Origin of the sequence: Labrenzia sp. OB1 (assembly GCF_001624695.1) — a bacterium.
In the GTDB taxonomy this organism is placed as follows: domain Bacteria; phylum Pseudomonadota; class Alphaproteobacteria; order Rhizobiales; family Stappiaceae; genus Roseibium.
Window position 1 is genome coordinate 1 of sequence record NZ_JSEP01000002.1, and the last position, 24132, is coordinate 24132.

Annotated in this window: 21 protein-coding genes; 15 read left to right on the plus strand and 6 right to left on the minus strand. The window is 55.9% G+C overall.

Annotated elements, in window-relative coordinates:
• From OA90_RS02375 to OA90_RS02395, 4 genes are all read left to right on the plus strand, one after another.
• Positions 1-236: integrase core domain-containing protein (locus OA90_RS02375; protein ID WP_156510359.1), on the plus strand; the 236-nt coding region annotated here is incomplete at its 5' end.
• A gap of 580 nt (positions 237-816) precedes the next feature.
• Positions 817-1362 carry a heme NO-binding domain-containing protein gene (locus OA90_RS02385; RefSeq protein ID WP_068406670.1) on the plus strand — a complete coding sequence of 182 codons (546 nt, stop codon included), beginning with the start codon at positions 817-819 and terminating at the stop codon, positions 1360-1362.
• Positions 1332-2720, plus strand: coding sequence for an ATP-binding protein (locus OA90_RS02390; RefSeq protein WP_082836800.1), 1389 nt, complete (start codon positions 1332-1334; stop codon positions 2718-2720). The genes OA90_RS02385 and OA90_RS02390 overlap by 31 nt, the downstream gene beginning before the upstream one ends.
• A gap of 208 nt (positions 2721-2928) precedes the next feature.
• The gene (locus OA90_RS02395; protein WP_068406676.1) at positions 2929-4425 is read left to right on the plus strand and encodes a bifunctional diguanylate cyclase/phosphodiesterase; all 1497 of its coding nucleotides are present in this window, start codon (positions 2929-2931) and stop codon (positions 4423-4425) included.
• Positions 4426-4438: 13 nt separating this feature from the next.
• Here the strand turns inward: OA90_RS02395 and OA90_RS27910 are convergent.
• Positions 4439-5193 (minus strand): IS5 family transposase gene (locus OA90_RS27910; RefSeq protein WP_156510360.1). Its coding sequence is split into 2 segments (ribosomal slippage): positions 4439-4863 and positions 4863-5193, totalling 756 coding nucleotides; the frame shifts between segments, so codons are not numbered across the junction.
• 198 nt (positions 5194-5391) lie between these two features.
• Here OA90_RS27910 and OA90_RS02410 point away from each other — a divergent pair.
• From OA90_RS02410 to OA90_RS02460, 11 genes are all read left to right on the plus strand, one after another.
• Entirely contained in the window at positions 5392-6384 is a 993-nt protein-coding gene (locus OA90_RS02410) for a response regulator (RefSeq protein WP_068406681.1), read from the plus strand.
• A gap of 490 nt (positions 6385-6874) precedes the next feature.
• Positions 6875-8428 carry an ABC transporter substrate-binding protein gene (locus OA90_RS02415; protein ID WP_199823574.1) on the plus strand — a complete coding sequence of 518 codons (1554 nt, stop codon included), beginning with the start codon at positions 6875-6877 and terminating at the stop codon, positions 8426-8428.
• A 96-nt stretch (positions 8429-8524) separates the two neighbouring features.
• A complete protein-coding gene (locus OA90_RS02420; protein WP_068406688.1) occupies positions 8525-9445 on the plus strand; it encodes an ABC transporter permease in 921 nt (306 codons plus the stop codon).
• Complete coding sequence (locus tag OA90_RS02425) at positions 9438-10313, plus strand: ABC transporter permease (RefSeq protein WP_068406691.1); 876 nt, start codon at positions 9438-9440, stop codon at positions 10311-10313. The genes OA90_RS02420 and OA90_RS02425 overlap by 8 nt, the downstream gene beginning before the upstream one ends.
• Before the next feature lies 1 nt (position 10314).
• Positions 10315-11307, plus strand: a complete 993-nt coding sequence (locus OA90_RS02430; protein WP_068406694.1) for an ABC transporter ATP-binding protein — start codon at positions 10315-10317, stop codon at positions 11305-11307.
• Entirely contained in the window at positions 11304-12281 is a 978-nt protein-coding gene (locus OA90_RS02435) for an oligopeptide/dipeptide ABC transporter ATP-binding protein (protein ID WP_068406698.1), read from the plus strand. The genes OA90_RS02430 and OA90_RS02435 overlap by 4 nt, the downstream gene beginning before the upstream one ends.
• 90 nt (positions 12282-12371) lie before the next feature.
• Positions 12372-13184: a sugar phosphate isomerase/epimerase family protein gene (locus OA90_RS02440; RefSeq protein ID WP_068406701.1), complete on the plus strand. Its 813-nt coding sequence runs from the start codon at positions 12372-12374 to the stop codon at positions 13182-13184.
• Positions 13185-13837: 653 nt separating this feature from the next.
• Entirely contained in the window at positions 13838-14857 is a 1020-nt protein-coding gene (locus OA90_RS02445; protein WP_068406704.1) for a response regulator, read from the plus strand.
• Positions 14854-16062 (plus strand): HD domain-containing phosphohydrolase, encoded by a 1209-nt coding sequence (locus OA90_RS02450; RefSeq protein WP_068406707.1) that lies wholly within the window; start codon positions 14854-14856, stop codon positions 16060-16062. Before OA90_RS02445 ends, OA90_RS02450 begins: the two co-directional genes overlap by 4 nt.
• Before the next feature lie 364 nt (positions 16063-16426).
• Entirely contained in the window at positions 16427-17323 is an 897-nt protein-coding gene (locus OA90_RS02455) for a phosphate/phosphite/phosphonate ABC transporter substrate-binding protein (RefSeq protein WP_082836803.1), read from the plus strand.
• Entirely contained in the window at positions 17308-19260 is a 1953-nt protein-coding gene (locus OA90_RS02460; RefSeq protein ID WP_068406710.1) for an ATP-binding protein, read from the plus strand. The genes OA90_RS02455 and OA90_RS02460 overlap by 16 nt, the downstream gene beginning before the upstream one ends.
• Before the next feature lie 216 nt (positions 19261-19476).
• On the opposite strand, the gene OA90_RS02465 is transcribed toward OA90_RS02460, so the two are convergent.
• From OA90_RS02465 to dctP, 5 genes are all read right to left on the minus strand, one after another.
• On the minus strand, positions 19477-19917 hold the full coding sequence (locus OA90_RS02465) for a GAF domain-containing protein (RefSeq protein WP_068406713.1): 441 nt from the start codon (positions 19915-19917) through the stop codon (positions 19477-19479).
• The gene (locus tag OA90_RS02470; RefSeq protein WP_068406715.1) at positions 19914-21068 is read right to left on the minus strand and encodes a Xaa-Pro peptidase family protein; all 1155 of its coding nucleotides are present in this window, start codon (positions 21066-21068) and stop codon (positions 19914-19916) included. The genes OA90_RS02465 and OA90_RS02470 overlap by 4 nt, the downstream gene beginning before the upstream one ends.
• Before the next feature lie 10 nt (positions 21069-21078).
• Positions 21079-22392, minus strand: a complete 1314-nt coding sequence (locus OA90_RS02475; RefSeq protein WP_244274525.1) for a TRAP transporter large permease — start codon at positions 22390-22392, stop codon at positions 21079-21081.
• The gene (locus tag OA90_RS02480) at positions 22385-22882 is read right to left on the minus strand and encodes a TRAP transporter small permease subunit (RefSeq protein WP_068406718.1); all 498 of its coding nucleotides are present in this window, start codon (positions 22880-22882) and stop codon (positions 22385-22387) included. The genes OA90_RS02475 and OA90_RS02480 overlap by 8 nt, the downstream gene beginning before the upstream one ends.
• 85 nt (positions 22883-22967) lie before the next feature.
• Positions 22968-24098, minus strand: coding sequence for a TRAP transporter substrate-binding protein DctP (gene dctP, locus OA90_RS02485; RefSeq protein WP_199823576.1), 1131 nt, complete (start codon positions 24096-24098; stop codon positions 22968-22970).
• Between the last annotated feature and the right edge of the window lie 34 nt (positions 24099-24132).

The window sequence follows — 24132 nt, forward strand, 5'->3', positions numbered from 1 at the left end:
TCTCGATGGACGGCAAGGGCGCTTGGCGGGACAATGTCTTCGTCGAGCGGCTTTGGCGGTCTATCAAATACGAGGAAGTCTACCTCCACGCTTACAAGACGGTGTCCGAGGCCCGCGCTGGCATCGGCCGCTATCTGACCTTTTACAATACCCGACGCCCTCACTCATCCCTTGACCGGCAGACGCCGGATCAGGCTTACTTCAAAGCGCTGGCGCCGATGATGGTGGCGGCATAATTGAGGCGGAAATCCACTTAGCAAAACGCCCGAAACTGTTCAGACAAACCGAACCACCTCTGTGTGCCGCATGGCCGGTATCAGCAACACGGCGTTCTATAATTTGCGCAAGCGCTGTGGCGGCATGACACCATCGGTGGTGTTTCGAGCGTCTTCACCATAGCCCGCCCAAGCCCGTCAACGGCCGCTGCGGGCTCCGGGTTCGGATGGGCCGGAAGGCGCGTATAAAGGCAGTTTACGCTTCCAAGGCACTCACCGCCCGCCAGGAGCGGAAAGTTGACGATTGCCGGGATTCAGAGCGCGATGATCGCCGCGTAGTCGTCGAAATGGGCGCGGATGGCCGAATGGTCATTCGATATCAGGGGGCTTTTGCGGTGGATCAGGTGATTTGCCCAGGGCGCACCTGATCACATGCACGATGCCGGAAAAGACACTTGCATGAACCTGGGCGTCCACGCATGGAGCCTCCGGCAGACCCGGCACGGTTCAATAAAAATAAATTTTCACCTTTAGCTCCCCAAATGGGTACTGCGGACGATTGAATAAGAGACTAGGTCTTGTCTTAGAAAAGGAGAACACTATGAAAGGTATCGTTTTCAATGAGTTTTTCTCTTTGGTCGACGAGGCATTCGGTGCAGAGGTGACCGAAAAGATCATCGTTGATGCAGAGCTCGCGAATGATGGGGCTTACACAGGCGTTGGCAACTACGACACAGCGGAAATGGTTCGGCTTGTCAAATGTTTGCACGCGGAAACAAACGTTCCTGTCGCCGACTTGCTGCAGACATTCGGAAAACATCTTCTGGGAATCTTCAAGGCAGGGCATACTGCCTATTTCGAATCTTGCAAAAGCCTGTTTGAATTCGTCCGGTCGGTCGAAGATCAAATCCATGTCGATGTCCTGAAGCTTTATCCGGATGCAGAATTGCCGCATCTGACAGCCACACAGGTCAGCAGTGACGAACTCAGTCTGGTTTACCGCTCAAGCAGGCGTATGGCTGATCTGGCCGAGGGCCTTCTGTGGGGCGCAATCGACCACTACGGTGAGACAATAGAGCTTACGAGAACCGAACTGCCGGACGTGGATGGCGACCAATGCGCCCAGTTTACACTCGTGAGGAGGTGACCCTGACAAATCTGCCTTACGACACTTTGGTCAAACGGCTTGCAAGGGAGCGGAATGCTCGACTGGAAGCCGAGAATCTTTTGGAACAAAAGAGCCTTGAGCTCTACGAAAAGAACCAGGATCTCGCCGCCTCACTTGTCATGTTCGACAAGGAGAGGACGCTGATGAGTGCTGTCTTCAATGCACGCTCTTCAGGGCTCGTCCTTACGGACAATGCGCTTCGAATTGTCAGATTGAACCTGTCGGCATCCACACTTCTGGACGTGCCGCAAAAGCCGGAACTGGCAGCGCCACTGACCACGTTTCTCGGAGGGTCCGAGGACACCAATGCATGGATAAGCGCGCGCTCCGGGCCGCAAGCCCGTTTCGATGACAGCACGGTGGAAGGGGAAGTGACGCGCCCGGATGGCGAGAAACTGCCTGTCAGAATTTCATGCACCGAGATCGGGCACGATGGGTTGCTTCTATGGATACTGGTGGACATCAGACAGCATCTGTTGATCGAAGCCGAGAAGGAATTGCTGGAACACAGCCTTAACCAGGCACAGAAGATGGAAGCGCTGGGCACGCTCGCGAGTGGCGTTGCGCATGAAATCAACACGCCAATTCAATATGTTGGAGACAACGTAAAGTTCTTTCAGGAATTCTACGATGGTGTTGTCGGCTTACTGAAGGCCTATGATCCGCTGAGAGAGGCCGTGATCGAAAAAAATATCCTGGCCGACCTGACGACCGCTATCGCGGAACAGTATGAAGAAGGCGATATCGATTTTCTTCTTGAAGAGGCTCCGGTCGCCATCGAGCAATCCCTTCATGGCCTCCAGCAGGTTGCCTCCATTGTCTCGGCGATCCGGGAGTTTTCGCATCCTGGCGATGCTGAACTTCAAACCGTGGATATCAATAGCGTCATTGAAACCACGCTGTCCGTTTCACGTAACAGTTGGAAGCATGTGGCTGAATTGGAGCAGGACATGGACGAAGACCTGCCCGAGATCATCGGTCAGCCGGGCGACCTGCACCAGGTATTGCTGAATTTGATAGGTAACGCGGCGGATGCGATCGAGGAGAGCTCGCCATCAGCGGGCGGCCAGATCCGCATTGGAACACGCAAGGCCGGAAAATGGGTCGAGGTTTCGATCTCGGACAATGGCACGGGTATCGACGAAGCCACCCGGGAGCGGATTTTCGACCCTTTTTTCACCACCAAGGCACCCGGCAAGGGAACCGGTCAGGGTCTCGCCATCGTCTACAAGATCGTTCACGTCAAGCATGGCGGCCAGGTTACGGTAGACAGCAAACCCGGGGAAGGAACGACCTTCCGGCTAAAGTTTCCACGTGCGCAGCAAACAAATCACTGACGCAACCAGTGTGAAGTTTAGGTGTGGACGCCGATCCCGCAAGACAGGTTTCGGATCATGAGCATTGTCACCTGTTTTCGAGTTTTCTTGTCCAATGTATCCAGGCGTCCCCAAATGAGGATATCGTTCGGCCCGTCCGTTCAGTTTTAATGCCAGAACAAACAGTTCGGTCCGCCAGAGTGGCGGTTCGACCGGGAAGGCAAGTTGAATGGTCAAGGGCAATTGTAGAACGGATCTGGTATCCAGGATATCGAGTGGTATTGCCCAGGCCCTCGGGAACGCGGCAAGCGGAATTGCGGTCTTGCTCCCTCAGGGTACGGGTGCGCAAGCCAAGGCCCGGCTTTTTCAGAGTGATCCTGAATCTTGTGGCCACCATTCTGCCGACCGGGATTGCAGCAGACAATTCGACACCCTTACGCGACTGCCTAATCGCAGGGTTTTTTTCGATCATGTGAACAAGGTCTTCAGCAGCGCCGGTGACACTCCCTCTTTTGGGTTGATTGTTCTGAAACTGAGCCGTTTGAAACATATAAATGCTCATTTCGGCTATAGCTGTGGAGACATGATGCTGGCCCATGTCAGCAACGAACTGGCAACATACGTTCGTAAACTCGATCAAAGGAACTACATTGCACGCACCGGAGATGCGGAGTTTTCGTTTTTAGTGCACAATGTGGCGGATGATTGTGACCTGAAGGTCCTTGGGCACATCCTGCTGACAATCGCAAATGTTCCGCAAATTCATCAGAACTTCTATGCACGACTAGATGGGAATGTCGGCGTTGCCGTCGCCAACGGTGAATGCTTGTCCGCTCGTGAACTGGTGCTTAGAGCTGATCTGGCCATGCAAGAGGCGCGCAAGAACGGGAGCAATGAGGCCGCCGTTTATACGCCTTCCCTTAAAAGCGGCCCAAATCGAAATCGAAAGATCGAGAGCGAGATTCAGTTGGCGATTAAATCCCGGGAGATTTACGCCGTCTATCAACCCCAGTTTGACATTCTCAGTGGCCAAATGGTCGGCATGGAGGCACTCGCACGTTGGAAACACCCGGAATTGGGAATGATTCCGCCAACTGAATTCATTGACGTCGCGGAGCGCGCGGGAAGTATTGTTCCGCTTGGACAACACATCTTGCGGCTCGCTTGCGAAGACGCGGTTGCCATGCGCGGTGCCCCATGTGTGTCGGTCAATCTCTCTGTGCTCCAGATTGTTCAGGATGACTTGCCGGAGTTCATCAAACATGTGCTCAACGCTACGGGTCTGGAGCCTTCGCGACTAAAGCTGGAAGTCACTGAATCCGCCATCATCAAAGACAGCAAACGGATTTTCGACACGCTCGCCAGTTTGAAAGCGCTTGGCGTTTCGATCTCGCTGGACGATTTCGGGACTGGCTATTCGGCGCTGTCCTATCTGACCGACTTCGATTGGGACGAATTGAAGATCGACAGGAGTTTTGTCGCAAAGGCACTGAAATGCGACAAGGCACGACATGTTGCACAGACGATCGGCGGAATCGCTGAGAAAATGAAGGCCCGACTGACAGTAGAGGGAATAGAAACTTCCGCGCAGCGAGATTTGTTTGCGTCCATTGGTTACCAGGTTGCGCAAGGCTTTTTTTATGCCAAACCGATGGCATACGCAGATCTCAATCTATCGCCGTATGTCTTGAACAATCAGCAACACGCCCTCGCGGATTTTCACTAGGGCTGAGACTCATTCATAACCAGAATGCGACGAGGATTGCGAGGGCGACGGCGGAGAGGAAGTTTCTGGCGAGCTTGTCGTAGCGCGTTGCGACGCGTCTGAAGTCCTTCAAGCGGCAGAAGGCATTCTCGATGAGATGGCGGCTTTTGTATCGCCTGACGTCGTAGCGGATCTGGCGCTTGCGGTTTGAGCGGCCTGGAATGACGGGGACGATTGCCGACTGGCGCAGATGTTTTCGCAGGCTGTTGGCGTCGTATCCCTTGTCGGCGAGCAGATATCTCGCGCCTTTCAGATCGGCCAACAAACGTGGTGCTACCGGGCTGTCTGCCGCGTTGCCGCCGGTGAGCATGAAGGCAAATGGGCGTCCGATCACGTCCGAGAGGACATGGATTTTGGTGGTTTGCCCGCCTCGCGACGGCCCGATAGCCTGATTTTTCGCCCCCCTTTGCCGCCATGGGCTGAACGGTGCGCCTTGACGTAGGTGCTGTCGATAGAGGTGCTTTTTGTCACCGCACCAGACGTTGCTAGCGCCTCGACCAGATCAGTCCAGAACCGTTTGCGAGACCAGCGGTTGAAGCGGTTGTATATTGTTGTCGACGGTCCGTAGTCGGCCGGACAATCGCACCACCGGCAACCAACCTTGAGAACATGGATGATGCCGGAGATCACACGGCGGTCATCGACCCGGCGCGCGCCACCCTTGTTATGCGGCAAAAGCGGCTCGATGACTGCCCATTGTCCATCCGACAGCCAAAACAAGTGACCCATCAAAGCCTCCAATCCGTTAATTGGAGCTCTTGAATCTGATTTGCTTCAGAAAATCAATGTGATCAATGGGTTTTGACCCTAGGGAACGCAGTACAAAGAGAAGAATAACATCGCCCTTATTACCTGTAAATATTATCAATATGTTTTCTTATTATGCGCCTAAACACTTGTTTTACTTTGTAGGACTAGTGTTGCCGCATGAATGCAGATCGGCAACGTATCCTTTTCGTCGATGACGAAGTCATTGTACTGGATTCCCTTCACCGGGTCCTGCGGGGCGAGCGCGAGCGTTGGGAGATCGTCTTTGAGTCCGATCCGCTGAAGGCAATCGAGCTAGTACGTTCAGAACATTTTGACGTTGTGGTCAGCGATCTGCGCATGCCCGGCATGACGGGCATCGAAATGATCGAGAAGATACGTCTGCAGCAAACTGCGGATACAGAGTTCATCTTGCTCACCGGCAATGCAGACCTGGCATCTGCGATAGATGCCATTAACAAGACGGGCGTTTTTCGTTTTTTGACAAAACCATGTTCCGCAGAGAACCTGGTGGAGGCTTTGGATGTCGCCCTGTCTGCGATCAAATGCCGTCAGGAACACCCCGGAAATATGGCGACGGCGGCGCTTTCCGCCATGTCGCCGGCGGTTGCCGTCGTCGACGGGGAATGCAGGATTATCTACTACAATGACAGTGCCGCCGAAGTTCTGAAAACACACAGCGGCATCGTTGTTGATCGCAACGGCGCTTTGAAAGTCAATGCCTCGGTAGACCGGCAGGAGTTCAAAGAGGCCGTGCAGAAGGCCTCCATGGACATCGACAAAATGCCAAAATTCGTGTCGCTGACCGACCCGCATGATCTTGACCCGCTTACCGCAGTGATCACACCACTGGGACAGAAACGGGTTGCAATCATGTTCACTGTGCCTGGGCGTTTTGAGCCGCCTTCAGCCGAAAGTCTGATCGATCTGTTTGGATTGACCCCAGTGGAAGCCGTGATTGCGCAGACAATAGCCAACAGCGGAACTGTCGAGGACGCGGCAGCCAACTGTAATGTCACCCAGGAGACAGCCCGGACTTATCTCAAGCGCATTTTTCAGAAAACCGGTGTCCGACGTCAGGTCGATCTGGTGCAACTGATACTGACGACACCTGCAGCATTGGTTCGTTCGCGGACCGTAGTGACTGACTAGGGCGTAAACTCATAAATTCTTCTGACACATTTTCTGCCGATCCGTCAGCGTCCGTTGAACCCGACCTGCCGCTTTTCGATTTGATGCCTTACACCAACCGCAACAAACAAGACCCTATTGGATGGCTTGTTCAGGACCGTCTGCAAGGCGCGGCGCGCAGATCGACCTGGTTGGCCGCCAGGGACGTGGGCGTAGTCAGGCGGGCCTGAACAAGCCACCGGAGGCCATGACAAAGCTGGTGTGAAAACTTCCGACTTGCCAATGACCTGCGTTGCCATTGGCAAAGGCGATGACATCAATTGATATAGATATTACCTCATCCGCAAGCCACCTCCCATAGTGAGAGCGTCAAATAACAGCAAGCCCGGGTCGCTTTGACCCAAAAAAAGGGATGCTCTCCAGACAGGGAAAATCGATGTTTTATAGAGACCTATATATCAAATGTACCCCAAAGCGCTTGCTCGCAGCCGTGCTGCTTTCGGGAACAGTCTTGACCGCTGGCGGCCTGACCAACACGGCCTCCGCAGAGGAAAAAGTCGTGGTTGCCGTGAGCCCTCTAGGGGCGGACTCCAATCTTTATTGGGCCACAACCGGTGCCTTCATTTTTCCGTCCATGCAAACACTTGTGGGCAATGATGCGCAGACCGGCAAATATGACAACAGCCAACTCGCAGAAAGCTGGGAACACAACGAAGACTTCACCTCCTGGACGTTCAAGCTTCACCCGGCGGCCAAGTTCAGCGGCGATTGGGGCCCTGTGACTGCGGCAGATGTGGTGCATAGTTTTAACCTCCATATCGGAGAAGACGCCAAGCTCAGCGGGATCAGCAATTTCCGCAAAATGGAAATCACGGCTGTAGACGACCACACAGTCCGTTTTGATCTGCCAAATCCGACGCCGAACTTCCTGTTTTCTCATGCAGGACGCGGATCACTGGTGATCTACAGCAAAGCACAATTCGACGCTGAAGGTCTGGCTGGATATGAGGCTGCGCCTGCCGGCTCCGGCCCCTTTGAATACAAAGAACGTGAAGTGGGCCAGTCACTCACGTTTTCCACCATCGCGGATCACTGGACTGGTGTTAGCCCCGAATTCGACGAGATCGAATTTCGCTGGGTGAGCGAACCTTCGACCCGTCTGGCGATGCTGTCTGCCGGTGAAGCCCATGCGGTGACCCTGCCGCGCGATCTGCAGGACGATGCTGCAGAGGCTGGCCAGAAAGTGCTCTCCTCCAGCGAGGGTGCAATGCAGTCCACCATGTTGTTCACCGGGCAGTTCATGAATCCGGAAGCAGAGGAAAACCGTGATGCACGGACCTATGCCTGGGCTGACCAACGCGTGCGCGAAGCTGTAAACCGCGCGCTGGACCGGGACGCGATCCTGGAAGTGCTTTATGGCGAGGGCGTGCGGGCACTGCCTGTCTATACAATGGATCCACGGTTCCCGGGCTTCTCGGAAGAGATTGCGAAGGGCTTTGACGACGCCTATGGGTATGACCCGGAAAAAGCGATGGCCTTGTTGGCCGAGGCCGGTTACCCGGATGCGTTTGACACCCCGGAGATCCCTCTGGTTGTGACCTCCCTGGCCGGAAACCCGGAATTTGCGCAGATGGCGGAACTCGTTCAGGCCTATCTGGACGTGGTTGGCATCAAGACCCAGATGCGCGAACAGGACTGGGCAACAGGCAACACTGCCATCCGTGGTTTTACTGCAGATTTCGTGACCCCGATGCGCAACGCCCCTGTTCGTCCCAGCGCCCTGGGTGTGCAGATCTTCTTTACCAAACACGCCAGCCCGCATCTCGATATCGGCGATCCGGAACTCAATGACCTCGGTGGCAAACTGATTTCCGAGACGGATCCAGCAGCACGGGATGAAGTCCTGAAGGCGATGTTCACGCGCATCTTTGACAGCTATGCGCATATTCCCATGGCGACGGTTCCGGCCTCAGTTGTGGTGAACGGCGATCTTGTCGAAGGCTGGAACTTCCCGGGTGCATCCTCTTCCGGCCTGAGCCACTACCACCTGATCGACCTGAAGTAACACAGCTTCGGACAATCGTGCTGCCTTGAGCGCGGCGGGACCTCTTGCGGGGCCCCGTCAGCCCATTGCTGCGCCGAAATATTAAGGATTGCCCGAGTGTTGAAATATCTCTCACGCCGGATCGCATCGAGTCTCTTTGCGCTTCTGGTCATTACATTCATCGTGTTTTTGCTGACCCAATTGTCTGGCAGCCCGGTGGATGCCCTTTTGCCGGACGACGCAACCCAGGAACAGATTGACAGCTTCATTCGTGAATGGGGTTTAGACAAGCCGCTTTGGCAACAATATCTGACGTTCCTTGGCAATGCCGCGCAAGGCGATTTCGGCACCTCACTGAAGTGGCCCGGACAAGATGCCATGGGCTTTGTCCTGGACAGGATGCCTGCCACCCTGGAACTTGGTGGCCTCGCCATCCTGATGAGTGTGGTGATTGCGCTGCCGCTGGGGGTCGCCGCCGCTGTCTATAAAGGCGGATCGATTGACAATGGCGCGCAGATCTTCGCGCTGGTCGGGCAATCGATGCCGAGCTTCTGGCTCGGGATTATCCTGATCTGGGTATTTTCGGTCTGGCTTGGCTGGTTGCCAACATCCGGCATGGGCAGCTTTTCCCATGCCATCCTTCCCGCCATCGCCATTGCCTGGTTCCAGATCTCCGCGCTGGCCAGGCTGACCCGCTCTGCGATGCTGGAAGTGCTCGATGTGGAGTACATCAAACTCGCACGGGTCAAAGGCGTTTCGGAATGGAGCGTGGTCTGGAAACACGCGCTGCGCAATGCCGCTGTGGTTCCCCTGACCTACTTCGGCATTCTGGCTGCCTCGATCCTGACAGGCTCAGTCGTGATTGAAACCGTGTTTTCATGGCCAGGCATGGGGTGGGTTGCAATTGAGGCTATCCGGGGACGCGACTTTCCGGTCGTTCAGGCAGTCATCATTGCCTATGCGGTCATCTACATGATCTCAAACCTTGTCGTAGACCTGCTCTACGTCGTTGTTGATCCGAGGGTCCGGCATGGCTGAGCTTCACCTGCAATCCCACCGTTTACAGAACCTCTGGCAAAAAGCCCGCGAACTGCCGCTTTTGCCAATTGGGGTCCTGCTCATAGTTTTCATCATTCCGGCCCTCTTTGCCGAAGTGATCGCCCCGCATGATCCTTATGTGCCAAACCTGCGTGCCCGGCTACAGCCGCCCGTTTTCTTTGGCGGCACATGGGATTATATGCTCGGCACGGATCGTTTGGGGCGCGACATCCTCAGCCGTATTCTGCATGGCGCATGGTACGTGCTTGCGGTCTCAATGATTGGTATCGCGGTGGGGGTCGTTGTCGGCACCACGCTTGGTCTGATTGCCGGCTATGCACGTGGCTGGTTTGACGGGCTGGTCATGAGGCTTGTCGATATCTCGCTGGCGCTGCCTGCCATGTTGCTGGCCCTGGCGCTGGCTGCAGCGATCGGCGCGAGCTTTCTATCAGTGGTGATCGTGGTCGGCTTTGCGCTTTGGGCCTATTTCGCGCGGCAAGTACGCGCCGAGGTTCTGCTCTTGCGCAACAGCGATTTCGTTGCGCGTTCGCAAGTGGCCGGCGCTTCTCACTTGCGCATCCTGTTTCGCCACATCCTGCCAAATGTGATGAACACCATCGTGGTACTGGCCACCCTGCAGGTGGGCATCGCCATCATGCTGGACGCCAGCCTGAGCTTTCTGGGCATCGGCATTCCGCGACCAACACCAACCTGGGGTCTGCTGGTCTCCGATGGGCGCGATTTCATCGCAACCGACTGGTGGATTTCGTTCTTCCCCGGCCTCGCCATCCTTCTGACCGTGATGGCGGCGAACATGCTGGGGGATTGGCTGCGCGAACAGCTCGACCCGCGACAAAGGCAGATCTGACATGACACATACACAAGAAACGCCTTTGTTGGAGGTCCGTGACCTGCGCGTGGAAATCTCCACCAAGGCAGGCAAGTTCTTTCCGGTCAACGGCCACAATTTCACCCTGAACTCTGGCGAAACGCTTGGCGTTGTGGGTGAATCCGGGTCGGGGAAATCGATGACAGCCATGTCGCTGGTGCGTTTGCTGCCCAAACATGCTGCGCGCGTTACATCGGGCAGCATCAAGTTGGAAGGCCGTGAGCTGCTCTCTCTATCGCGAAGCGAGATGCGCAAGGTCAGGGGGCGAGACATCGCGATGATCCTGCAGGATCCGCAGACGTCATTGAACCCCTCTTTTACGGTCGGAAATCAAATAACCGAAGCGCTGCGCCTGCACGCGCCCGGGCCCCGCAGCACATTGCGGGAGCGCGCAATCGAAGCCTTGCGAAAGGTCAAGGTGGCGGCTCCAGAACACCGCGTGGACTCCTACCCAAGTCAGTTGAGTGGCGGCATGCGGCAACGGGTCGTGGGGGCCATCGCCATCTCCTGCGCGCCGAAGGTCATCATTGCAGACGAGCCGACAACCTCGCTCGATGTGACCGTTCAGGCGCAATACTTGCGGCTTTTGAAAGAGTTGCAAGAAGATACCGGCATGGGGATCATCTTTATCACCCATGACTTTGGCATCGTCGCCAATCTCTGCCACCGGATCGTGGTGATGTATTTCGGCCGGATTGTGGAATCCGGCACGGTGGAGCGGATATTCGCCAAACCTGCGCATCCCTACACCGAAGCGCTGATTGCCGCCGTTCCCAAATTGCATGGCCACAAAGGACGTTTGCGGACGATCCCCGGTTCTCCTCCACCGCAGTCCGAACAGCCCCCCGGCTGCCCTTTTGCGCCACGCTGCGAAATGGCAGATACGCGTTGCTTTACCGAGCTGCCTCCCACGGTCGACGCCGATGGCGACGGAGAGCATTTGGCAAGTTGCTGGAGGGTGGCCGGACAATGACCAACACTCCAATCCTCAAAGTCGAAAACCTGTCCCAGCACTTTACCTTTCAAACCGGGATGCTCAAACGGCAAACCCGAACCGTCAAGGCAGTAACCGGGCTGAATTTTGATATCTGCTCAGGCGAAACTCTCGCCCTGGTCGGCGAATCCGGTTGCGGCAAGACCACAACCACCCGTTTGCTGCTCCGCCTGCAATCACCGACCTTGGGGCGGGTGCTTTATGATGGGCAGGATATCAACGAGCTCAAAGGTGCCGGGCTCAAGGCTTACCGCTCCAAGGTACAAGCGGTTTTTCAGGATCCATGGTCCTCAATCAACCCGCGTGTTCGTATTCGCGATTTTGTAGCAGAGCCTTTGGTCGTCAATGAAAAGCTGACTTCGGGCGAAGTCGAGCGCCGGGTGCATGCCGCCCTCGATGCAGTTGGATTGCGGCCTCAGGATGCACGAAAATTCCCGCATGAATTCTCAGGGGGGCAACGCCAGCGGATTGCCATTGCCAGCGCCATCGTTTCGCGCCCACGGCTGATTGTTCTCGATGAGCCGGTATCAGGGTTGGACGTCTCGATACGTTCGCAGATCATCAATCTGTTCAAGGATCTGCAGGCCGAATATGGGCTGAGTTATATTCTGGTAGCCCATGATCTGGCCACCACCCGCTATCTCGCCGATCGGGTCGCCGTGATGTATCTGGGCCAGATCATCGAACAAGGAGCCACTGACGACGTCTTTGATGCCCCCGCTCACCCCTATACCGAGGCGCTGTTGTCAGCCGCGCTCTCGGCAGATCCGGGTGAGGTGCGCAACGAGATCCCCATGAGCGGCGAAGTTCCTTCTCCGCTGAACCCGCCCAGCGGTTGCGCGTTCCATCCGCGCTGCCACCGCAGCATGGGAGAAATCTGTCAAAGCCGTAGCCCCGTCCTTGGGGAGCAAGCTCCAAATCGCGCCGTCAGCTGCCATCAATACGCCCCATAACCCGAAACCCTCCGCAAGTCTGCACCTGTCCGCCTCGGCGGGCAGGTCGCACGCCTGCGCTCGTGTCTCTATCAAGAAGAAAGACCAACTATGAAAATTACTGCCGTCACCAATGAAGTCTACCCTGACATTTCTTCTGCCAGCCTGCCCAAGATCTTTGGCCGGGCGACAGAAGCAGGCATTCGCTCGTTTGAGCTGCGTGTGGTTGAAGGCAAGCGCTTTCCCATGTTCGAGCCGGACGCATGGGACCGTTTGAAAGCACAGTCGGAATCCTATGGTATCCAATACACCGCCGTCTCCCCCGGCCTGTTCAAAGCTCCCCTGCAAAGCGAACTGATGCAGTTGCATGCGGACCATCTGTTGCCGATGGGTCTGGATCTGGCCGATGCGATCGGCGTCAAGACGCTGATCCTGTTTGGCCCGACCCGCTCGGAGCCCGAGCTGCCTGGTGAGTTCGAACAGGTCGTCGAGTTGATCAAAACCGCCGTTGACAAGGCGGTTGCGCGCGGCTTCACGGTTCAGCTTGAGAACCTGCCTGGCAGTTGGGCAGATACCTCAGACGCTTGTCTGGCCCTGCTGAAGGCCGTTGACCGGCCCGAATTTGGCTATGTCTGGGACACGGGCAACCTTTATGAAGCCGAACAGGAACACTTTCGCGCAGGCTATGAAAAACTCAAACCCTACATCCGCAATGTCCATCTCAAGGATGGCGCTGTGGTTGACGGCAAAATGGTCTGGAAACGCTACGGCGAAGGCGTCACCGATGTGAAAGGCCAGGTCGAAGCCCTCATTGCAGATGGCTATGAAGGTACCCTGGTGCTCGAGGCGGCGTGCCAGCCACACGAATTGGAAGATTTTCCGACGTCGATGGCCTATCTGAATTCCATCCTCGCCCGAGACTGATCTGCTTCCGATGAATCCGACCAGCCCCCTGGTTGGTTTGGATATGATGCGGCTTTTCAGGTGAGATTTCATCAAGCCGCATTGTGCCCGATCCAAGGCGTTGTTGCCCGACAGGCAACAACGCCTGACGTTTGAACGTTGTCTTTGCCGTCATGTGCGCTTCCTCGTCGGTCAGCCCGCTGATGCCATGGCGCTGTAAACAGCGATGCAGAGACGACCCCTTCCGATTGATACCGTATCGCTTCGAAAGTCGAACTCACGGAATTGTTCCGGTCCCGGGCTCATTTGCACCGCCTTTCTTTCGAAGAAAGTGCGCTTTTCCATTCCAATGCCGTGGTCGCAACAGTCTTCAAGACGTTGAAGGCCGAGCTGACCTGGCCCGTCGCATGGACGACGCGTCGTGACCTGAGACCCCAGAACTCCTCCAATTTTGTGTAGAGTCCGTTCCAACCCGGTCAGACGGCATTCACCGCACGCATTCAATAATTTAACCGCTGTGAACCCTGCTACTCGTCATGGGCAGCAGCGGCAAGACACTCCAAATTTGAGTACAAAAATGATCGCGAGCAAGCGTTGTTCCCAAATGGGGATATTGGCGCACGCGCCTGGCGTTTATCTTCGTCGCTGTGAGTAGCAAAAGGGTAAAATCAAAAATGTCCCGCAAAGTGAGCATTCTGTTTGTTGATGATGAACCCAACATCTTGAGAGCGGTGCGCCGTCAAGTGCGTCACTATCGGGATCAATGGGACATGCACTTTGCGAATGGCGGAGTTGAGGCTGTTAAGGTCATCACTCTCGAAAATATCGATATCGTTGTTACGGACATGCGTATGCCCGAGGTGGACGGGTCGAAATTGTTGGAATGGATATCCTCACACCATCCGACAATCATTCGCATCGTTTTGTCGGGAGAGGCGAAGCTCGAAGAAATCTATCGTATCGTCGGCCGCAGCCATCGTTTTCTGGCCAAACCATGCTCACCGGAGGCAATCCTCTCCGTGTTGTGCGATATTGTCGATGCTCAGCTGCATGACAATCTGGAGAACGGCAGCTTCGAGCTGTCCATGCTCGACAAACTTGGAACTCCGGCAAAGACCTTTGAAGAGCTGCGCTGCGCGCTCAATGCTGATGAACCAAACATCGAGCATGTGCATCAAATTGTGGGCAGTGACCCAAGTTTGTCACTTCGCGTGCTGCAGCTCAGCAACTCTGCCTATTTCAAAAAGCCTGTCAGCACATGTTGCGTAAGAAGGGCCGTAGCGAACCTCGGGATCGACCGGCTTCGCGATCTCATGGATGTGGCGCGCCTGGGACAGGACAGCAGAGCACCGATTGAAAGTGAGCTGGCTACGGAAGAGGCATTTTGGCTCGCACGTGCTTGCCGAAACCAATGCGCAGAGTCCACGAATGACCCCGAAGCATTGGCGGCAGCGTACCTGTTAGGACTGGCCCTGCGATGCGGCGCCGTCGATACCACAGGCTCACTTGCCCAGGTCGCCAAGAGAGCGGCGTTTTTGACTGTTTTGTTCGGACTGCCCCAAGTGCTGCATGTCTCTCTTTTGGGCCTGGCATCAACCAATGCGGCAGCTCCTTTTGAACAATGGCCGCGGCTGATAGCCAACGCCATCATCGAGTTTGGAAACCAAACCAACAACAACGAGGCCGCAGCATGACACAGAACCGCAAAGTTCTTCTTGTCGACGACGAGATTCATGTTCTCAACGCCGCCAAACGCGTGTTGCGCCGCTCAGTAGAAGTTGTAACAGCCAACGGACCTCAGGAAGCGCTGGAGAAAATCAAGAGCGTAGGTCCGTTTGCAGTTGTGGTTAGCGACCAAAACATGCCCGGTGTTGACGGTATTAAACTGCTTGGTCACATATCAAAAAAAGCCCCATCGACCACGCGGATTATGCTGACTGGGAACAACGACCAGGAGACGGCGATGAACGCCGTCAATGATGGGCGCATCTTTCGCTTCTTAACCAAACCCTGCGATTCCGATGCGCTCGCCAAAGTCATTGAAGAAGGAATATCACACCACCAGGCAGTCACAGCTGAACGGGAACTGCTTGAACAGACATTGTCAGGCAGCGTCAAGATACTGGTCGATGTCATTGCCATGTCGCGTCCGCGAGCTCACTTGCGCGCAACGATCATTCAGCGTTGGGCGCGCAAGGTAAACAAGGCTCTGGAAGCCAAGCCTTCACTCGAACAGGGTATCTCCGCGATGCTTTGTACACTTGGCTATCTGACCTTGGCCGACGACCTTTCCGAGCGATATTTCTGCGGCTCTGCGTTAACGCCCGAGGAAAAGAATGTCGTGAATGAATCTGCGGCCATGGCACGCGACCTTATGCTGCACATCCCCAGAATGGAAGGCATCGCCGATGCGATCTACTACTGCCGCAAGGGATTTGACGGCAGCGGGTTCCCAAAAGACGACATTAAGGGAGAAGACATCCCTGAGGCGGCCCGGGTATTGTGTGCACTCATCGATCTGGCCGAGATTTCGACAGGCGAGTCGCCATCTTATTTGGCCTGTATGGAGGAGCTGAAACAAAACGCTCCGCGCTATGATCCGCGCATACTTGAGGCCATGCAAAAAGTTCTTGGCGGAGACCAACATTTTGCTGGAAGCCCGAATGCGCAACGTATTTCTGTACCTGTTCTGCAGCTTCAGGCGGGAGATCTTCTTGCCTCCGATATTCGCGATGCAGATGACAGATTGTTGCTCGCGACAGGAAGCCTGTTAAGCGAAATCACGCTGAAAAGACTTCGCTCGATACGGACACTTGTAGAGGCCAATGCCTCCATCGATGTTTGGCGTGAAGGCGCGCAAATTTCAGACGAGCCGCAGCAAACGGCGCTCGTTTCCTAGGGCGTAAACTCATAAATGAAGATGAAATGGTTTGAGGCGAATTGGTCTTCATCAAGGAGCGAAAGCGCAGGAAATGTGGTTCATTTTCAAGCCTTTTGCGACGCAGAGGAGGACCAATTCGGTCAAATCCGAAGGACATGGAAATGGCTTCACCCCTTGTCGTCAGCGTGCTTGACCGGGCAGGAAGCCCGCTCATCGCACGCTTCCTAACGGGGTTTCGCCATTTCCCATGCCATTTCGTCTTCATTTATGAGTTTACGCCCTAAGCGTTTACCAAGGAAGAAAGGAGTAAATTTTGTCCCTATATGGGGATCGTTCCTCCTAGTCCGTTTCGGCACACTGTTGAAATCGAAAGGAACGATCCATGACCATTTTATCAGCTTTCCATGTACCCACAAACAACTCGCGGCTCTCCGCTTTGTCTGCTCTTTTGCTGCAAAGTGGAGCCGCTTTTTTGTTGTTTGGAAATCAACCTGTTCATTCTGAAACGGTCTATACTTTCGGTGTGGTGCCACAACAGTCTGCAAGTCGGTTGGCGCAGGTCTGGATTCCGCTCCTGGAAGAACTGGAAAAGTCGACAGGCTACAAGTTTCAGTTCGCAACGGCCAAAGACATTCCCACTTTCGAAGCCTGTCTGAATTCAAAGGCTTATGATTTCGCCTATATGAATCCCTACCATTACACCGTGTTCCATGAGCGCGCGGGTTATCAGGCTTTTGCACATCAGGCTGACAAGAAGCTCAAGGGCATTCTGGTCGCTCGTAGCGACAGCAACATCGACGATCTCAGCCAGTTGAATCACAAGAAAGTAGCCTTCCCCTCGCCTGCCGCATTCGGTGCCAGTGTGGTCCCGAGGGCCGAACTTACTTCGAAAAATATTTCCTTCGAACCGTCTTATGTGAAGTCGCATGACTCGGTTTATCGCAGTGTTGCTCTTGGACTTTTTCCTGCGGGCGGAGGCGTTGGAAGGACATTCAACAATATTCCTGATGAACTCAAAGCGCAGTTGAAGGTGATTTACAAAACAGATGATTACACGCCGCATGCGTTCGCAGCATCCGCAAAAGTGCACGCTGATGATCGCAATGCAGTAGCAACTGCGCTTCTAGGCATGACTGAAGAAAACATCCTCAAGTCGCTCGGAATGACGGGTTTTGTTTCTGCTTCAAATGACACATGGGACGATGTCAGAGCCTTGAACCTTTCAGTGGGACAAACGGAAATTGTTTCAGCAGGAGAAGAAAAATGTCATTCAAGCTAAAAACCATACTTGGGATTGCGCTGATTGAGGTTTTTGTTCTGGCGATATTGGTCGGCACAAGTCTTCATGATCTTAGATCTTCCAACGAAAGAGAGCTAAAGTCACGGGCGCATACATCCGCCCAGCTACTGGCGACAATGACTGCAGACGCAGTGGTTGCTTCTGACCTGGCAACCCTTGACATCCTCGTGGAACAGGCACTGTCGAACGAAGGGCTCATGTATGTTCAGATCAAGAATGATGCCGGACTTGTGCTGGCAGAAGGCGGAGCAGTTCCAGCTGCCCCCGACACCTCCGGGAACACCGTAAACGGCGCGCGCCTGGCAGATGACACATTTGGCGTGAGCGTCCCCATCGAAGTCGGAAAGACTCCCTTTGGTTCCGTCCAGATCGGCCTGTCAACATCCGTTATAGATAGCGTGGTCGCAGCGGGTTCGAAACGCATGCTGACGATCGCCGGCGTGGAAGTGGTTATCGTCGCGATCTTCGGATTTTTCCTTGGGACGATCTTGACCCGGCAGCTCAACCAACTGCGCGATAGCGCAGCTCGAGTGGCCAAGGGCGAGTTCGGGTATCTTATGCCGGTAAAGGGCAACGACGAACTGGCTTCCACTGCCCGGTCGTTTAACAAGATGTCCACTGCGTTGGAACAATATGCAAAAATTGCGAAAAATGAAAAAGACGAAGCGGAGGCGGGTCGGAAATTCGCGGAAACCTTGCTTCATAACGCGATAAACAGCGTCTCCCAGGCCATCTTCATCGTTTGTGAAGACCAGAAACTTCGTTTTGTGAACAAGGCTGCTCTGGACCTCTACAAGTTGCCGGAAGACAGCGTGCTTACGGGCGTCCCGTTCAAAGACTTACTCCATACGGCCTACGCGGCATCGGCTACGGACGATATGGAAAGTCAGATGCTTACCGTCGACGACCGACTGGGGCGCCTGGCCCTGGGTCAGGTGCAAACCTGGCAAAGCCGTTGGGCAAAGGACCAGATGATCCTCCATACCCAGCGCCCAATGATCTCCGGCGGATTCGTCCTGGTGGATACTGACATTTCGGAGATGTTTGAAGTCAACGAGAAGAACCGTCGGCTTGAAATGGAACTTATGGAAACCCACAAACTTGAATCGCTGGGAACCCTGGCCAGTGGTGTCGCTCACGAGATCAATACGCCGACACAATTCATCGGAGACAATTTGAAGTTCCTGAGTGAAGCCTTTGACGATTTGACAGAGGTTTTGGATGATCAGAAAGGCACAACTGTCGAAGCACAAGCGGAAAAACTCGAGGCCATGGATTGGGACTTCCTGAAGGACGAAATCCCGGCGGCCTTGTCTGAAGCGGCACAAGGTGTTGTCTCAATTGGGAAAATCGTTCAGTCGATCAAGGAATTCGCACATCCGGATGATTCCGAAACAACTGAAACCGACGTGATCAAACTCGTCGAGAACGCGACAACCGTATCAAGGTCGCAATGGCGCCACAGTGCGGAGCTCGACTTTAAAGCTGACGAAAACGAGATCATGATCCCCTGTTATCCGGGAGATGTTTCTCAGGTCATTATCAATCTGATTGTCAATGCGGCGGATGCCATTGCCGAACATTCCCAGTCTCGCGACTATGCTGGCGGGATGGGCGAGATTGCGGTGAACGTAACAAAGGACGATGCATATTGTACAATCACCATTGCCGACAACGGACCGGGTATTCCAGGAAAATCCCTGCGCCGTATCTTCGACATGTTCTTTACGACCAAACCGCCAGGAAAAGGAACAGGTCAGGGACTGGCCATCTGCAAATCCATTGTGGAGATCAAACACAAGGGTAAGCTGACGGTCCATTCGGAAGTTGGTAAAGGCAGCAAATTCATCGTTCGCCTCCCACTCGATCCCGCGTCCACGACAGAAACGCAACCGACGCGGTCCGAGGCTGCCTGACAGAGGGACGCAACGACAGGATCTACTGAGGGACTTTGTCGAAAATTCCTGTGCAATCGGTGTGATGAAATCGGAAGAGAATTCCCCGCTCTCACGGAGCGGGGAATAACGATTTAAACTGCCCCATCCTGATCAGTCATTCATAGACCAGTTCGCCGGTTTTCAGATCTCTCCGGCAACATCATCAAAATCCAGAATCAATCAACACTAGAAATATCAGACCCCTTGATCGCTCGGCGGTGTTTCGAGTGTCTTCACGACAGCCTGCCCGAGCCCGTCGACGGCTTTTGCGAGCGCAGGGTCCGGATGGGACGGGAGGCGCTGATAGAGGCAGTTCAGGCTTCCAAGGCACGCATCGCCCGACAGGAGCGGGAAGTTGACGATGGCCTGGATTCCGAGCGCGAGGATAGCCGCGTGGTCGTCGAAATGGGCGCGGATGGCCGCAGGGCCATCCGATATCAAGGGGCTTTTGCGGCGGATCACGTGATTGGCCCAGGGCGCGCCGGCAAGCGGCTTGGTGCCCCGGGCGGAGAAGGCCTCCGGCCGCGAGGAATACACGCGGCGCGCGACGCCCTGCTCATGGTCGTAGAGCAGGATGGTGAAGGCCGCGCATCCCGTCAGAGCGAGGATGTCTTCGGCCGGGGATTTCGCGGTCAAAGTGTCAGATCCTCAAGGGTCTCCGGGCCGTGTGTGAGAGCCTTGACGCCCGTCTCCGTCACGACGGCGGTGTCGGAGAACCTGAATCCGCCGAGACCGGGGAAATAGATGCCCGGCTCCAGCGAGAACACCATGCCCGCCTGAGCCACTGTGTCATCGCCGTCGGCGATATACGGCCCCTCGTGCGCGGTGACCCCCATGCCGTGACCGGCCCGGTGGATGACATTGTCGCCGTAGCCCTGCCCTTCGAAGAAGTCGATCACGGCGCGGTCGAGATCCTGCAGCACTACACCGGGCTTCAGACCTTCGAAAACCATGCGCCGCGCTTGCAGCATGGTTTCAAACGGGGCCTTGGCGACTTCGGGAACATGATTGATGAAGAACGTGCGCTCGACCTCGGCGCCATAGCCGTTGATCACCGAGTTGAAAACGGTGACATGCGGGCCGCCTTCCTTCATCCGGATATCCAGATCGGTGAAATTATGGGGATCGTGACTGACGTCGGCATTCTGCACCAGGGTCATGATCGAGGTGGCGTAAGGGTTCACCGAGGGATTGTCGGCAACCATCTTGGAAAACACTTCCCTGCCGATGGTAGCGTTGACTTCTGACTGGCTGAAACCGGCACGGGCTTCCGCCAGAAGACGGTCGTGTGCCTCGCATTTCAGCCGGCAGCCATAGGCGATGCGGCCAAGTTCGTAGGAGGACTTCACCTGCCGGAGGGTCTCGACCAGATCGGAGGCAACGGCGTGATCGCCGATCTCGGCGGCGATGGCATGGGGCAGCATGCTCTCGACACCGACCCTGCCCGCGGCGGGAAGCGTGTCCGCGAGACGGTCCTGCCATCTGCCGCCTTCGGGGGCCGGAAACTCCCGGTAGGCGCACAGGTCGAGAGCGCCGACATGCCGGCTGAGAACATGATCGACCTCGAGCCGGGGAATGACGAACCGGGGCGCGCCGGAGGCCGGCACGACCAGAATAAACGGGCGCTCGTGGATGAAGTTGGCGAAGTTGGTGAGCCACAGGATGTTGGAGGGCATGACCGTGACATAGGCGGCCAGCCCTTCAGCTTCCATCTGCATCTGGACACGGGCCAAACGCCCTGCCATTTCCGCCGGACTGGGCGGAGAAAAGGTTTCAACGATATCCATAATCTGTCCGTTATCTCAAAAGGGAGGGGAGCCAGAGCGTCAACTCCGGGAAGGCGACAAGAAGAACGAGTGTGAGGACATCCATAGCGATGAACCACAACACGCCCTTGAAGACGAGAGGCATCGGGACCGCGCCCTTCAGCGCGCTCTGAATGACAAAGACATTCAGGCCGACGGGCGGGGTAATGAGGCCGATCTCAAGCAACTTGATCAGGATGATCCCGAGCCAGATGAGATCGAGGCCCGCGGCATTTGCCATCGGCAGGATCAGCGGTGCCGTCAGCAGAAGGAGCCCGATGGAGTCGATGAACATGCCGAGGATGATGTAAATCAGCGCAATCATCAGGATCAGACCAATGGCGCCGATTTCGCTTCCGGAGAACACGTCGGTCAGCAGCGTTCCCAGGCCGGCAATCGCCACAAAGCGCGTCAGCAGACCTCCGCCGATAACGATAATGAAGATCGCCGTGAAGGACAGCGCGCTTTGCCGAAGGGCCTCCATCAATCTGGCGACGGAAAACTGCCCCGTCGCCATGGAAATCGCTATGGCTCCAAGCGCGCCCAGGGCACCTGCCTCGGTCGGTGTTGCCAGACCGGCGGAGATGCTGCCCATCACAATTGCGATGAGCACCGGCAACGGCGCGACATCATAGAGCATCCGCCACAGGGGGAGACGGTCCTCTTCTTCCTGGTGACCAGCACCGCCGAGTTCGGGTTTCACGGAGCAACGGACGATGATCATGCCCATGTAAACCGCGACCGACAGAAGACCGGGGATCACACCGGCCAGAAACAGCGCGCCGATGGAGACATCCGAGTAGACCCCGTACAGGATCATCAGGATGCTCGGCGGAATGAGAGAGCCGAGCGTGCCCGATGCGGCAACCGTTCCGCAGGCAAGGCCCGGGTCATATTTCCGGCTCAGCATTTCCGGGATCGCGATCCTGGACATGGCCGATGCCGTCGCCACTGATGATCCCGACGCGGCGGCGAAGAGGGCACTCGCAAGAACACTCGCACAGGCCAGTGCGCCCGGCAGCCGCGCGAGAAGCGCGCGCGAGGACCTGAACAAGCCTCTGGTCAGGCCGGTTTCCGAGGCGATGTAACCCATCAGCAGAAACATCGGAACCGCGGAAAAATTCCAGTCCGTCGCATATTGGTAAGGCAGGCGGGCTACCGAACCGATGGCAGCGCGCAAACTGGTTTCAACGGCAATGCCGATGAATGAGACAGCGATCAGCGACAGGCCGATAGGCACACGAATGGCGATCAGGAACAGCAGAAGGCCGAAGCACATGAGCACCGGCATCAATTGATCAATCATGACGGCGCGCTCCCAGCACGTATTGCACGCTGACCATAAAGGCCGCCAGCGCCGCGAGCGCGAAGACGACAGGCAAGACCCAGCGCACCGGCCATATGAGCAAGAGGTTGACCCCCATCGCGACTTCACCGGATTTTGTCGAGGACACCGCCTGCACGAAGGTGAAATAGGCCAGGAGCCCGTAGATACCGACCGAAATGATCCCGGATATGCACCGCGATACAAGCTTCAGCGGCTCGGGAAACAGGCGATAGAAAAGGTCGGTATCGATGTGGCCGCCCTTCAGTTCCAGCGTCATGATCGGCAGAAACGCGACGGGGATCATGTAGTAGTAGGATACGAGTTCCGTCGTTGCGCTGAAGGACGCGTTGAAGAAGGCCCGCATCGCGACATCAACGGATATGTTCAGCAGAATTGCGAGCACCGCCAAACCTGCGAGATGCAGCTGCAATCTGGCAAGCCGGTCGCCGGCCCGCATCAGGAATGTCATGTGAAGTCTCCCCTGCGGGCACGGCCGGTGGCGGCCGTGCCCGACTTCTGGCGCCCGATTTCCGGGGCCATCTGCAGGTTTCGGGTCAGTTCACGCCATAGGTCGACAAGTCAAGCTTGTCGTAGACTTCCGTCCGGATCAGATCTGCCAGCTTGCCTTTGTCCTCAAGAGGAACGTCGGCCAGGATCTCGTCCCATTTGTCGACGGTCGACTGGAAACGGGCAAGCAGGTCCTGCGCGTCGTCGATACCGAATTTCTCGACCACAATGTCGACGGCCTTGAGCGGCTGAGCGTCCCTGAAAGCCTTCAGGGAGTTGGCAAGATCTTCTGCCGGTTCGTGGAAAGTCACGCCCTGCTCGATCAGTTTCCCGCGGGCATCTTCCTCTTCCAGAAGCGTGCCATCCACAATCAGCGCGGCCATGGCATCGGCTTCCGCATCGAGCAGGGCCTTGCGTTGATCGACTGTGAGACTGGCCCACTTGTCCGGGTTATAGCCATGCCCGAGACCGGCCCAGAACAAGGTGACCGGAAGGTCCGTGATGTGCGGCGCGACTTCATAGAGCTTGCGAACATATGCGTCGGCAGCGGTCGTCGTCGTGCAGGTAAGCGCTCCCTTGTCGAGGGCACCGTATTGTTCATTGGTGTTGAAGGAAACGGTGACCGCACCGGCGGAGTTGGCCCACTCGGCCGGAGCACGGCCCGGCAGCCTCAGCTTCGCGCCCTTGAGGTCCGCCAGGGTGGTTATGGGCTTGTTGCAGATCAGCTTGTAGTGGTTGGTGGCGTATGAGCCGCCGAACACGACACCATGGGATTTCCATTCTGCCTGCTGCGCGGGATCGGTGGCGTTGAATTCCGCCGCCGCGGCAATGATCGTGCGCGGGTCATCGAAGGTCATGCCCAGTTCTTCAACCGCATTCGCGACCGGAAGGTCGGTCGGCGTGTATTGCGCGAAATGACCGGACACATCGACGATGCCATCGGCGATTTCCGCCAGATTGCCTGTCGCGGTGACCCGTGGAGATCCGAGTTCGACCTGAACATCAAGCGTGTCTCCCGCATATTCGGCAACGCGTTCAGCCCAATAGTCATAGAGATATCGTGAGTACTGGTGTTGCGGCGGCAGCCACGTGGCGGCGACAATCTTGTCTGCCGTCAGTGCAGGGGTGGAAAGCGATGTGACTGCAAGCGCAGCAGCCAATAGGGTTTTGATTGTCATGACAGGTCCCTGTTTTATGGAAGGCTTAGTTTGT